Source organism: Acidaminococcus hominis (genome assembly GCF_900291475.1).
Classification (GTDB): domain Bacteria; phylum Bacillota; class Negativicutes; order Acidaminococcales; family Acidaminococcaceae; genus Acidaminococcus; species Acidaminococcus hominis.
The window spans coordinates 1-12,721 of sequence record NZ_OLMM01000002.1; the positions used below are offsets into that span (position 1 = coordinate 1).

A 12,721-nucleotide genomic window follows, 5' to 3' on the forward strand; every position below is an offset into this window, starting at 1 on the left:
TATAATGGAACTATGAATTAAGACAACTTCGAAACTATTTCTTAATGTGAATCTCGTGGTATACTGGAGGCGATCAATGAAAAAGGAGATAATCATCATGTCACGCACGCGCCGTCATTTCACGTCGAAATTCAAATCCGATCTCGTCATCGAGCTGCTCAAGGGTGAGAAAGACCTCAACACGCTGGCGGCTGAGAACGAAATCCTGCCGAACCTCTTGCGGAACTGGAAGAACGAGTTTCTCAGCAAGGCAAGCATCATATTCGATGATTCCAGAGAGGACAACCTCAATCAAAAACTCGAGACCGAGCGGAAGGAGAAAGCCTCCTATGCCCGCAAAGTTGGCCAACTCACCATGCAGGTGGATTGGTTGAAAAAAAAATCTGAGGAAATTCTTGGACCGGACTACGAGAAACAGTATTCTCCAAAACCTTTCGAGGAGTGAGTGCAAGGAGCTTTCCCTTCGGAAAGCAGCAAAGCTGCTCGGCGTCAACCGCACAAGCCAATACTACCACCCCAAAGAGAACACTCCATCAGATGAAGAGCTGGAATGCAAGCGCATCATCGATCGTTTCCACACGGACAATCCTGCCTGGGGCGCAAGGCAGCTGGCCTCGCAGCTGCAGCGCCTCGGGCATCAGGCCGGACGACGCAAGACAGCTCGCTATATGCGCGAGATGGGCATCGACGTCATCTATCCGAAGATGAACCTTTCCAAGCGGCAGCAACAAGCGCAGGTGATGCCCTACCTGCTGAAGCATGTGGATATTCAGCAGCCTAACCAGGCATGGTCCATCGACATCACCTACATTCCCCTGGAGCACGGTTTCGTTTATCTGACAGCCATCATCGACTGGTACAGCCGCTGCATTGTTGGCTGGGAGGTGGACGATACCCTGGACACCCGGATGGTCATTGCCGCCGTAAGGAAGGCGCTCCGTATAGCAAAGCCGCAGATTCTCAACTCCGACCAAGGATGCCAGTTCACCAGCAAGGAGTACNGCTGCATTGTTGGCTGGGAGGTGGACGATACCCTGGACACCCGGATGGTCATTGCCGCCGTAAGGAAGGCGCTCCGTATAGCAAAGCCGCAGATTCTCAACTCCGACCAAGGATGCCAGTTCACCAGCAAGGAGTACAAGGCTTTCCTCAAGGAACACAAGATCCGCCAGAGCATGGATGGCAAGAGCCGCTGGGCCGACAACATCAAGATTGAGCGGTGGTTCCGGACATTCAAGTATGAGGAAGCCTATCTCACGCAGTACCGCAACATCCGGGAGGCTCGCAAGGCCATCCGCAACTACATCAACGTGTATAACTTCCAGCGCTGCCACTCAGCCATCGGGAACGTCCCGCCAGCAGAGCGCTACTTCCCGGCACTGCTGCTCAATGCTGCAATGTCTGCTGCCTGATACATTTAGAAATTCATCGATTTTGGTCTTGACAAACGTGCCACTATANAGCGCTGCCTCTCAGCCATCGGGAACGTCCCGCCAGCAGAGCGCTACTTCCCGGCACTGCTGCTCAATGCTGCAATGTCTGCTGCCTGATACATTTAGAAATTCATCGATTTTGGTCTTGACAAACTTGCCACTATAATCAGATGCAGAGGAGAAATTATGGGGAAACTTTTTCATTATGTAATCAGCGCCAAAGACGCTCAGGAAAGAAGAGCCTCTATTTTGGCTAACTTTCGTTCCCATGGTCTGGAACCATGTTTTTTTGATGCCATTATGGGTAATGCCCTGACGGCAGAACAGCAGAAGGAACTGAACGTGGATACAGGGGTCATGGGACTGGGAGAAGTGGGCTGCGCCCTGTCCCATATGGGCGTGTACCAGAAACTATTGGACAGCCAGGAACCCTATGTATTTGTGTTCGAGGATGATGTGCATTTGAATGACGCTTTTTTTCAGGCGCTGCCAGCTCTCCGGCAATTCCTGGACACCCATTCGGAACCCCTGGTGCTGCTGCTGTATAAGGCTCGGGCCCATACCCGGATAGCAGTAAAAAAAGACGGCAAGCCTTTTATTCTCCATGCTTTGGCGGGATCTTATGGACACGGGTATGTAATCAATCGCAAGGCAGCAGAAAATATTCTTCGGTTTCAAACACCGCCCCGGATTGAAATTGATGCCTGGGCCCAATACCTAAAATTAGATTTGCTAGAAATTTATTGTACTAAAGAAACCTTGGTGCAGCTTCAAAAGCAGCATTCTCAGGATTCCCAGATTGATGCCATTGCTTCCCGGGCTAAAAAGAATCCCCTTTATGAAAAGCAGATGCGCAGACAGCGCATCGGGGGGTATTATGACCAGCTTTCCTGGGGAGAAAAGTTGAACATTCAAGGTAAGCGAATCTGGCGCCACGTACAGGAATTGTATTACGATAAAGACACTTCTCATCACTAAAGCCAGAAAAAGGGGTGTAGACGGCTTTACAATTATTGCTTTGAAAATATTGACTAAATGAAGTCAAAGAAAGGTTATTTTAAAAGGAAGTTTAACGTACTGCTTTGAATCTTCTTCTTTTTAGAAACTACTAGGAAGCATCGGATTGGAAATGAGCGTACGTTTAAGAATTGTTGATTCGATTGGGGGACAAAATGAATAAACCATTTTTTCATTATGTAATTCATGCAAGTGTCGCTGTTGAACGTAAAAATGCCATTTTAGAAAACTTCCATAAATATGGAATAGAACCGCAATTCTTTGAAGCAGTGATGGGAAATAAATTATCTCCTCAACAGCTAGAAAAATTACGGTAAATTGCAAGTTGAATTTGAACAACTATAATCAAGAAACACACTCAATAGCATAAACTTCATCGAGGAATGCATCAAATAGCTCTGACGGCGTATGGTAGCCCAAAACACGACGTGGGCGCTGGTTCAGCGTNACGGTAAATTGCAAGTTGAATTTGAACAACTATAATCAAGAAACACACTCAATAGCATAAACTTCATCGAGGAATGCATCAAATAGCTCTGACGGCGTATGGTAGCCCAAAACACGACGTGGGCGCTGGTTCAGCGTATCTGCCATGTTCAGGATATCCTCATCAGAGAACCGCTCTACGGACATGCCCTTTGGGATGAAATCCCTCAGCAAGCCATTGTGGCGTTCGTTTTGAGCCCGTTCCCACGAGCTGTACGAATGTGTAAAGTACATCTTGGTGCCGAGACTCTCGAACTGTGACAAGTTCTCAAACTCAGGACCGTTATCGGCCGTCATCGTCTTAAAAATCTGGCTGAAGCGCTCTGCGCCATATAGCTCCTGCAACTGTGCAAGAGCGGATTCAACGCCGGCACAGGTACGTCCAGGAATGCGGATGGCGATGTAGTTGCGCGTAACCTTTTCAACAGCAGTGAAGACTACTGCCTCACGGCCTGCACGCTGACCAACGACCGTGTCCACTTCCCAGTGGCCAATTTCGGTACCTTCATTGACGACGGCAGGACGTTCCTCAATGGAGCGACCCTTCATACGCTTGTTCTTACGTACCCATTTCCGACGGTGTTTATGCTTTAAGGCTCGCGGGACTTCGAAGAGCGACAGCGGAAGCTTATTAGCCCAAAGCATGTTGTAAAGCGTCTTGGTACAGGGAATCTGTTCCGGCGTAAATAGCTTGTTCCGCCTAGCATAGCCAACGCAGGCATCCAGTGACCAACGTTCCTGGCGGACTTGTTCTACCATCCATTGGATGAACGATTCGCAGTCGTCATGATCGATTTTGCAAGTCTTCCTGGAGTTCTTGCGATTCTTTGCGTATGCCTTCTGACCGCGCTTTGCCATATACTGTGGGGCACGACCGTGCTTGCTTTTTCGTTCCGGCGTTCCACGCCGAAGCTCATAGAAAACAGTCGTATGAGCACATCCTACTGCAGCAGCAATGTTGCGAAGGGAAAGCCCTTGACGATGCAGAGCTTGAATCATACCACGTTCTTCCAAAGAAAGATGGCGGCCGGGGATACGTACGTCCTCCATTGTGTTAGAATGGATGTGATCCATCGTGATTGCTCCTTTGTTGATGATTTCTCGCAAAACCATTTTAGCATGAGGCTTCACTATGGATTTTTATTTTTTGATTAACTGTTCAAGTTCATTTTACAACTGACCAATAATTTAACTTCAACTTTGCTGCCGAAATATTCTTAAAATTCATCTGAAAACGGTAGGTAAATCCCCTTCCCCTTAAGGTGTGCAGGTGATTTACCGGCTGTTAACTCGCAGGAAATTTCTGAACCTTTATGCTGTTGTTTATTCCCGGTTTCCGGGATTCCCTACAGCAATTATTTTACATAAACATCTTGTTATCACATTTATTACTTCTCTTTACTTGCATTATAGCACGTTTTGTTAAATGTAGTTGTTATTTTTCAAACAATCCGTTAATAATAGCTTATTTTGGAAAGCTATTATTGATAAAATTGCAGGTTAAAGTGGCTTGCTGTCTTAGGTTTTGGGATTTGGATATCGAAACTAGATATGTAAAGACAGATGTACGAAAGTTGTCTTGAATAATTTGCTATATTTGTAAAATGGATATGGGTTAACTATAGGGCGGGTTGACAGGGTTATTTCGTGCGGTCCGCACACTATTGGAGAGGACTTGGCCCGCCGAGTCCACTGGTTTAACCCCCATCAGAGCCAGCGCTTTAAACGTAAACACCTTCCGTTTTGCCCTACGGCGGGACGGAAAGAGTTTTCAGTTCACTAGGACCGGGATGGGGTTCCGGTCCTAGCTGCCGCGGAGCGGATATATATTCTCAAAAACACCTCTACAGTTTTTGCAAAAAAACTGTAGCACGTCGTCATTTTTCTTCAGTGCTACCTGTCAGCCCCCACCCAATCCCCCGATTTCACACAAAAAAGCATTCCTACAGAAAATCTGTATTTCTGTAGGAATGCTTTTTTTACCTTATTTCACATTTATATTCTCCGTGTAATCGTTACACCATATGTGAAGCCCTGCTTCACACCGTGCCAGCCGGTGACTCTCACGTCCGCACCCCAAGGGTTCTCTTTCGTACCTTTGCTCTGCCAGCCCAGTTCCAGGAATTCGCTGGAGCCTTTCATGCTGGCGTCAGGGGTGGTGTAGTCTCTGTAATGTGCTTTGGCTTTGCCGTCAAACTCATAATCCCAGCCCAGACCTGCATAGAAGGTGGTGGTGTCTTCGTCCAGGTGTTTGGTCCACCGGAAGCCCAACCGGGTCCAGTAGGAATTTACACTGCTCAGGTTGTAGTCAGCGCTGCCCAAACTGCTGCGTAAGGTAACGCTGTCGCCGCCCAGGTGGGAATAGAAGAATTTCCCATAGAGATTGTAATCGTTGCTGTCCTGGCGGAAAATCTTGCCCAGGCCGGCATGGGCGGCAATATAACCAGCCCCAGAGTTATAGGTGGTCCGGTAACCACCAATGCGTCCGGCATAGTCGCCCATGAGGCGGCCAGCCCGTACCAGCCCTTCGTAGTGAATGCCGTTGTCGTGATCTCTGCGCAGGAGAACGCCTGCGCCTACATAGCGCTGACTGCCGTCACCCCGGCTGCCGTTCTTATAGCTGGTATAGTTGCCGGTGCCGTATTCGATGAAGGGCATAATGGTATCAGCATAGTCGTTCTTAAAGACCCGCTTTACAAAGCCCAGCTCGCCGTTAAAGCCATTGGTATCTACAGTGGAACTGCTGTTGTAGCGGAGGTTGTGGCCGCCCAGCATGACATAAGGGGTAAATTTGGCTTCCACGTCTCGGTCTTCCCGGGCTGCCAGGTCTTCTTCCTGGCTCAGGGTAACGTTGGCGTTCTTGGCGTCTGCTGCATCAAGGGGCGAAGAAGCCGCCATAACAGGGCCCTGTCTCAGGCTCATGCCTGCGGGGCTGGAAATGTAGGGACTGCCGACCATACTCAGAGCCCCATGGGCATCTTCCCGCAGCGGAGCAGCTTCGTGGCTTTCAGCCCAGGCGGTCAGGGCTGCCTGGAGGCCATCGGTAACAGCTGCATCGGAGCCGTTGGACACTACAGCGGCAGCATTGGTCTGGCCATCTGCAATGACTTCCGTACCCGGGTTCAAATCGGGTTTGCTCTCTCCCGGCAGGTACAATACGATGGTATTGGGATCCTGCTTTTTAATCAGGACAGTCCGCTGTACAAAGCCAGCATCGGTAACCTTGTCCAAACCGTCCATGACGCTATAGGTGGTAGCAGCGTTGGTAGTAACGCCTTTGGGGGCATAAATCAGGTTGATGACCTGCCCCGCGGAGAGCTTGGTGGTATCCTGTACCCCGGCGTTGATGGCTGCGCCGCTGACGTCGGCCTGATCCGTTACGGTCAGCATGGTCTCGCCGGCCCCGGTACCTTCAGGGACGTAGAAATTCAAAGTCTGGAAGTAGCCCAGGTTCTTAACGGTATTGTCTTTGGCATAAAGGTTCAGGGTATTGCCCGTGCTTTCGGTGGTACTGCGGCCGCCGTACAGGCTCATCATGGAGCCCAGGTGCCCTGCGTACACGTTGACGGTGTTATCATTGGCCGCACCGTTATCCGTATAGCCGCCAGCAATCAGGTTGCTGTCTGCGGCACTATTTGCGGTGGTGCCAAGGGTTCCGCCGTTAATGTCCAGGGTGTTGCCGGAAGCGCTTCCTGCAGCTGCTTTACCAGCTGCCACAGAGGTGGTAATGGTGCCGGCGTTAATGATAAGAATGTTATTATCCGCAGCTCCTGCTGTGCTGTTGCCGCCGATCAAGGTACCCACTTGGCCCTGGTTCATTTCTACAACATTGCTGGAAGCACTGGTGCTGCCGCTGCCGGCAACAGCCGCAGCAACGGTACCGCCAGAAATGGTCAGCTGGTTGCCATCTGCTGCGCCGGCAGGTGCATAGCCAGCGTACAGGGTGTTTGCCGAGCCGCTGGTAACTTCCACCAGGTTGGTATTGGCCGCGCCAGCTTCTGCATAACCGGCATAGCCGGTTCCGGTCAGCGTCCCGCCGCTTACGTACAGTTTGTTGCCCGAAGCCCCAGCCTCAGTGGACTGCCCAGCCATAGCCGTTTGCACGGTGCCCTGGGTCAGGGTAATGGTATTTTCGTTGGCAGCGCCATTGGCTGCCCCAGCAATCAGGGTTCCCACTGCGGCGGCTGCGCTATTCACGGTAATCTTGTTTCCCGCTGCGGTTCCGTCCGCCGTTTTTCCAGCGTACAGGATATTCTCCTGGGAAGCTTCCGTCCCCCCGTTCAGGGTAATGGTATTCTCATTGGCATTGCCGCTTTCCGTATACCCGGCAATCACTGTTGCTCCCAGAGTACCTTCCGTTACGGTAACCCCGTTGCCGGAAGCTTCACCCTTCTTAGTGTAGCCCGCATAGCCTTGGATGCCGGTACCTTTTGTAATAATCAGCTGGTTGCTGTTAGCCGTGCCAGTTTCAGAATACCCTGCATACAAAAGTTCCCGGGTATCCGCATTATTCTGCACGGTAATGGTGTTTTCATTGGCATTGCCCGTAGCGGTATAGCCGCCGTACACCGAAGCAAAAGTAGCCTTATCTTTACCGTCCAGGATAACCTGGTTATTTATTGCATCGCCGCTATTGGTGTAACCGCCTGTGACCTTACTGTAGCTGCTATTCCCGGCCAACGTTACAACATTGCCTAGGAAACCCCAGGTATTGGTCAAAGCCCCGGCATTGCCCTGATAAGTATAACCGCCAACAATTACAAGACCGCTCTGCCCTGCCATACTATCCACTGTCACCGTGTTACCGTCTACATTGCCCAGATTTGTATAGCCCCCTACAATATTTCCCAGAGATGCCTTGTTGGTATTTTCCACCTTGGCTTCCCCCGTTACGGTTACTTTGTTGCCAGAAGCCATTTCTCTAGTAACGTCCGATTCTCTATTCTTTGCGAGACCGCCGTAAACAGTCTGTTTTACATCTGTACTACCATCCAGGATAATCTTATTCCCGCTGGTTGAACCATCATTTAGTGTATATCCGCCGTAAACACTATACTTTATATCAGCATCCGTAATATGGATGCTGTTCCCACTAGCACTACCAGAATTCATCTGGGTATAGCCGCCATATACTGAGCCATTTACCGCAGTGCGGGTTGTGCCGTCCCACTTGCTGCTAGTAGCTTCGCCACTAAGAAGTGCGCTACCGCTTTCATCCTTGGCAACACCCGAAGCAATGATAAGGGTGTTATACGAGGCACTGCCCTGGTAGTTCATGCTGCCGTAAATGCTCTTAGCTGAGCTGCCTTTTTCCAGAATTACTGTATTATATTCCGCATTGGGACTGCGGTTATAGCTGCCGTAAATTTCACTGCCTGTAACTTGGGAATTACTCAGTGTCACCAGATTGTGGTTGGTAGTTACGCCGGCTCCCGACAGAGCGCCGTACAAATTAGCAGAAGAAGTAGAATCCACCATGGTTATCGTATTATAGTTGGCATTGGCACTACGGTTCGAAACCCAGCCATTCGCATAACCGCCATACACATTTTCACCGATAGAGGAACCATTGAGAATCTTTACCGTATTATGATCGGCCCCGCCATTTTCTCCATAACCGCCATACACGAAGGAGCGGAACGGTTCTCCACTGTAGTAATGTTTCAGCGTACTGGCATCAAAAGTAATGGTATTGTAGCTCGCATTACCCTTAGTGGCGTAACCCCCATAGACCTTGCCGTCTGTAACACTACCAGATTTCAAGTTGACTACATTGTAAGTGGCGTCACCCTTGGCGTTATAGCCCCCATAGGTATTACCTGCTTTATAGGACGAACTTCCCTCTTTGTTAACGTAATTGTATTGGGTAACGCTACTGGCATTTTGCATTGTCACTGTATTCGTTGTTACCGTGCCCCCCGCTGCATAGCCACCATAGTAGCTTCCGCCCTTACTGGTCGTACCATCTACAATAATACTGTTACCGCTGACCGTGCCAGTTGTACCGGCAGAATAACCACCATACACATCACTGCGGCTTTCATAAGTACCGTTCACAATGGCACTGTTTGTTAAATTCACTGTGTTGTTAGTGGCATCCCCAGAACCGGTATAGCCGCTGTAAATGGCAGAATTTATGGTAGTTCCTGTTACTGTTACCTGGTTATTGCTTGCCACTCCGCTACCCGTATAGCCGCCGTATACGCTAACCGCATCTGATTTAGCTCCCGGTCCGAAGGTCAGACCACTGTCAACTACTTTAGTGCCTTCTGTACCAATCATCACCGTATTTTTAGAAACATTACCAGATGTTGTATAGCCGCCATAACCGTAAATGGTGCTGCCGCCGGTAATGGACAGGGTATTGTTTTGGGCGTTGCCGCCCTTCACCGCATAGCCGCCATAGGCATGTTCCAAGGCTGCTGTGCCCGAAATCTGCAAAATTCCGCCTTCTGCAGCAGTTCCATCTGTAGTCTGTACCGCATAGGCATCACCAGTGCCTTCCGTGATGCTCTTTGCCTGGACAGGTGCTGCGTACAGTCCCATGCCCAAGATGCTGCTAAGCACCAATACCGTTAAAAGCTGTTTCTGTTGTCCGTTTTTGTTCTGCATCGTATGATTGCGTTTCCCCATAATTTGCGCCAGTGCCCCCTAGGCACCGGCATTCCCCCTTTCGTAAGGCGGCAGATAGATTCCCCCTGGAATCTTAGCAATGGGATCAATAGAAGTTAGGTTCTTGTAACTGTAATAATTACTTTTTACAATTTTCATTATAATATTGTTATTAAAAAAGTCTAAGTGTTATTGAGTTCTTTACCTAACGTAAAATTGTTTATGCAGAATACTGTTAAAAACAATACGAAATATATTTCGCTATCGTTTTTTTAATTTTGTAAATCTAAATTTCTTTCGCTTGGACAGATGTACATTTCCATTGTATAAACGCATTGTACAATGAACAAGCATGAATGCCCCGCTGCTGGAGACCTGGCGTTGGGCAGACCAAAAGGCCGGCGGCAATCTCTGTGAGATTACCACCAGCCTTTTTGCTCTTTCTTCAATTTTTCCCTAAGTGAAAAGTGGTTTTAGGCTTTGCCGCCTTTTTGATACCACTTTTCGGCTTCTTCCAGTTGGCCCATTTTCCAATACCAATTGCCGATGAGTTCGGCAGCCTGGGCTTGGGTTTCACCCCCTTGGGCGTAAATTTCCTGGCATATGGCTAGGGCTTTTTTTGGGTCTTTCGTGATGCCGCAGCCTTCTTGGAGGTTTCTCGCCAGGGCCAGGGCTGCCCAGGGGCTTCCGGCCTCCTGGCCTTTTTGGAACCACCCATTGGCCTGGGACAGGCGGTCTTCCTGGGCATAGCAGAGACCCAGAAAATATGCGGCATCGGCAGCTGCTTCGCCGCCTTGGTTGTAAAGGTCTTTATAAATCCGGCAGGCTTCCTGAGGATTGGCCTTACAGCCTTTGCCGTCCTGAAGGTTGACGGCCAGGTTGAACCAGCCCCAGTCGTACCCGGCTTTGCCGGAGCGTTTCAGCCAAAGGTTGGCCATTTTATATTCTTCCTGGAGGTTATAGATAAGGCCAAGCTGATTGGCAGAGGGGCCTGCGGCCTCTCCGTTCAAGTTATAGGCTTTGACGAAATACGTCAAGGCGTTGTTCAGATTGGGGACCGTGTGTTCTTCCAGCCAATAGGTTTGGCCCAGGTTGTGCCAACCCCAGTCAAAGCCAGCTTCTCCGGACTTTTGGTACCAGCTGCGGGCTTCTTTTACAGCTCCCTGCCGGGCATACAGGAGCCCCAATTGGTTGGCAGCTTCTCCTGCTGCATAATCCTGGAGGGCAAAGGCTTTCAGGTAGCATTTCTTGGCCTTCTTCAGGTCCACGGGAACGCCTTCTCCCAGGCGATAGGCATCGCCCAGATTGTGCCAGCCCCAATCACAGCCGGCTTCGCCGGCCAGACGGCTCCATTTGACGGCCTCCTGGTAATTGCCGCGTTTGGCCTGAATCCGGCCGATGGCATTGGCAGACCCACCGGCGGCGGGACCGGCCAGGGCGTAGGATTTGGTGTAGCACTCCAGGGCTTTGTCAATATCCACCGGGGTTCCCCGTCCGTTTTCCAGGTCATCTCCCAGGTTGTCCCAGCCCCAATCACAGCCGGCTTCGCCGGCCTTTTGGTACCAGCGATTGGCCAAGGGATACCTTTTCTCCCGGTAATAAAGATTTCCCTGGGCATTCAGGGCCTGGGCAAAGTCCGGGGTCAGGGCTTTGCTGAGCCAGTATTCCGCTGCCTGGTGGTCCTAGTTTTCTTCCCAGTTGTACAGAAAGAGGCAGCCCAGTTCGTAGGCAGCAAAAATATCTCCCTTTTGGGCCAATTTAGCCATGCCTGGAAACAGACTCCGCAGCTTTTTTTGCAGGGTCTTGGGCGGCAGGTCCTGGATTTGGACCAGATTAAATTGGCAAAGCAGGTCGCCGGCTTGGGCACCTTTTTCGTACCAAGCGGCACCTTTTGTTTTGTCGGGCCACTGGGGCTTGGTCCCCTGGGAATAGATTTCTCCCAGAAAGTACATAGCCCGGGGGTTGACAGCAGCAGCGGAAAGGAACAGAGGTTCGGCTTTGGCATATTGGCAGTGTTTGAAATAGGTCACCGCTTCAGAAAAAACGGCAGTCTGGGTGTCTGCGGCTTTAGGAGTAGGTTTTGCTTTGGGCATCTGTATCGTTCCTCCACATAGGGAATTGTTGCGTGTGCAGCTAGGTTATAGTATAGCATTCAACTGGAAAAACTAAAACCACACACAAAACAGCCCTCCAGAGGTTCCAGGCTCCTGGAGGACTGCTTTTGCTGTATTTGCTGTATTTGCTGTATTTTCTTTACAGTCTTCTGGTAACAGTAGCGTTAAATACCACGCCTCTCTGCTTGCCGGCCCAACCGGTGAGCCGCAGGTCTGCGCCCCAGGGATTATCCTTAGTGGAGTCGCTCTTCCAGCCCAGTTCCAGCAGGGCACTGGAGCCTTTGCTCTCAGGCGACGGGGTGCTGAAGGTCAGGTAGGTGGCCCTGGCGGTGCTGTCGAACTCGTAATCCCAGCCCAGGCCTGCGTAGTAGGACTGGTTCTCCTGGTAATTATGGGTCCAGCGGGCACCCAATCTGGTGCGGTAGGAATCGGCGGCGTCCAGATTAAAGACGGCATCGCCGATGGTGTTGTGCAGGGTAACGGTATCGCTGGCTAAATGGGTATAGTTGAAGCGGCCGTACACGTCCAGGCTGTCTTTATCGGTTTGCTGGTAGATCCGGCCCAGCCACAGGCTGGCCCCGGCGTACCGGGCGTTGGTATCGTAGGTAGAGCGATAGCCTTCCAATACACCCCGGAAGTCTCCGTCCAGGACACCCACTCTGGCGCTGGCCTGGTAGTACACGCCGTTGTTCAGGTCTCTGCGCAGCAGCAGGCCCACGCCGCCATAGTGCTGGGTGCCGTCGCCTCTGGCGCCGTTCTCCAGATGGCTGGTGTAGTTGCCTTTGCCATATTCTGCAAAAGGGAATGATGGTGTCAATGGAATTGGCGTTGGGGATTCTCCGTACTAAGCCCAGGTTCCCTGCCCAGCCATTGCTGTCTACGTAGGAACCTGTGTCAAAGCGCAAATTCTGCCCGCCAACGGTCACGTAGGGAGTAAAGCTCTTTTTGCTTTCGCTGTCTGCAGCAGCCTGGGTGGCAGCCCTAAAGCCGGCGTCCAGGGTGGTGTCGGCCCCTGCGGCAATAAAGTTCAGGGCTGCAGCACGGGCTTCGGGAATGAGT

9 protein-coding genes are annotated in these 12,721 nt (G+C 50.7%); 4 read left to right on the forward strand and 5 right to left on the reverse strand.

The window, feature by feature from the left end; genetic code table 11:
• The first annotated feature begins 76 nt into the window (after positions 1–76).
• The 4 genes from C7E10_RS12115 to C7E10_RS11990 all read left to right on the forward strand — a co-directional run bounded on the left by C7E10_RS12115 (position 77) and on the right by C7E10_RS11990 (position 2,767).
• Positions 77–445: a transposase gene (locus tag C7E10_RS12115; protein WP_105325519.1), complete on the forward strand. Its 369-nt coding sequence runs from the start codon at positions 77–79 to the stop codon at positions 443–445.
• A complete protein-coding gene (locus tag C7E10_RS12120; RefSeq protein WP_200820170.1) occupies positions 396–1,412 on the forward strand; it encodes an IS3 family transposase in 1,017 nt (338 codons plus the stop codon). Before C7E10_RS12115 ends, C7E10_RS12120 begins: the two co-directional genes overlap by 50 nt.
• A 207-nt stretch (positions 1,413–1,619) precedes the next feature.
• On the forward strand, positions 1,620–2,411 hold the full coding sequence (locus C7E10_RS01060; RefSeq protein ID WP_105325544.1) for a glycosyltransferase family 25 protein: 792 nt from the start codon (positions 1,620–1,622) through the stop codon (positions 2,409–2,411).
• A gap of 194 nt (positions 2,412–2,605) precedes the next feature.
• Positions 2,606–2,767, forward strand: coding sequence for a hypothetical protein (locus tag C7E10_RS11990; RefSeq protein WP_160101765.1), 162 nt, complete (start codon positions 2,606–2,608; stop codon positions 2,765–2,767).
• A gap of 166 nt (positions 2,768–2,933) precedes the next feature.
• On the opposite strand, the gene C7E10_RS01065 is transcribed toward C7E10_RS11990, so the two are convergent.
• The 5 genes from C7E10_RS01065 to C7E10_RS01085 all read right to left on the reverse strand — a co-directional run bounded on the left by C7E10_RS01065 (position 2,934) and on the right by C7E10_RS01085 (position 12,479).
• The gene (locus tag C7E10_RS01065) at positions 2,934–4,010 is read right to left on the reverse strand and encodes an IS30 family transposase (RefSeq protein ID WP_105325528.1); all 1,077 of its coding nucleotides are present in this window, start codon (positions 4,008–4,010) and stop codon (positions 2,934–2,936) included.
• A 921-nt stretch (positions 4,011–4,931) separates the two neighbouring features.
• Positions 4,932–9,569 carry a beta strand repeat-containing protein gene (locus C7E10_RS01070; RefSeq protein WP_105325545.1) on the reverse strand — a complete coding sequence of 1,546 codons (4,638 nt, stop codon included), beginning with the start codon at positions 9,567–9,569 and terminating at the stop codon, positions 4,932–4,934.
• Positions 9,570–10,021: 452 nt separating this feature from the next.
• Positions 10,022–11,125 (reverse strand): tetratricopeptide repeat protein, encoded by a 1,104-nt coding sequence (locus C7E10_RS01075; protein WP_105325546.1) that lies wholly within the window; start codon positions 11,123–11,125, stop codon positions 10,022–10,024.
• 105 nt (positions 11,126–11,230) lie between these two features.
• Positions 11,231–11,641, reverse strand: a complete 411-nt coding sequence (locus tag C7E10_RS01080; protein ID WP_105325547.1) for an SEL1-like repeat protein — start codon at positions 11,639–11,641, stop codon at positions 11,231–11,233.
• Positions 11,642–11,801: 160 nt separating this feature from the next.
• Complete coding sequence (locus C7E10_RS01085; protein WP_160101768.1) at positions 11,802–12,479, reverse strand: autotransporter domain-containing protein; 678 nt, start codon at positions 12,477–12,479, stop codon at positions 11,802–11,804.
• Between the last annotated feature and the right edge of the window lie 242 nt (positions 12,480–12,721).

Bases quoted from the DNA above. Each gene is read 5' to 3' on its own strand.
- C7E10_RS11990 (WP_160101765.1), top strand. From the start codon at position 2,606: ATGAATAAACCATTTTTTCATTATGTAATTCATGCAAGTGTCGCTGTT.
- C7E10_RS01060 (WP_105325544.1), top strand. From the start codon at position 1,620: ATGGGGAAACTTTTTCATTATGTAATCAGCGCCAAAGACGCTCAGGAA.
- C7E10_RS12115 (WP_105325519.1), top strand. From the start codon at position 77: ATGAAAAAGGAGATAATCATCATGTCACGCACGCGCCGTCATTTCACG.
- C7E10_RS01065 (WP_105325528.1), bottom strand. From the start codon at position 4,010: ATGGATCACATCCATTCTAACACAATGGAGGACGTACGTATCCCCGGC.
- C7E10_RS01070 (WP_105325545.1), bottom strand. From the start codon at position 9,569: ATGGGGAAACGCAATCATACGATGCAGAACAAAAACGGACAACAGAAA.
- C7E10_RS01080 (WP_105325547.1), bottom strand. From the start codon at position 11,641: ATGCCCAAAGCAAAACCTACTCCTAAAGCCGCAGACACCCAGACTGCC.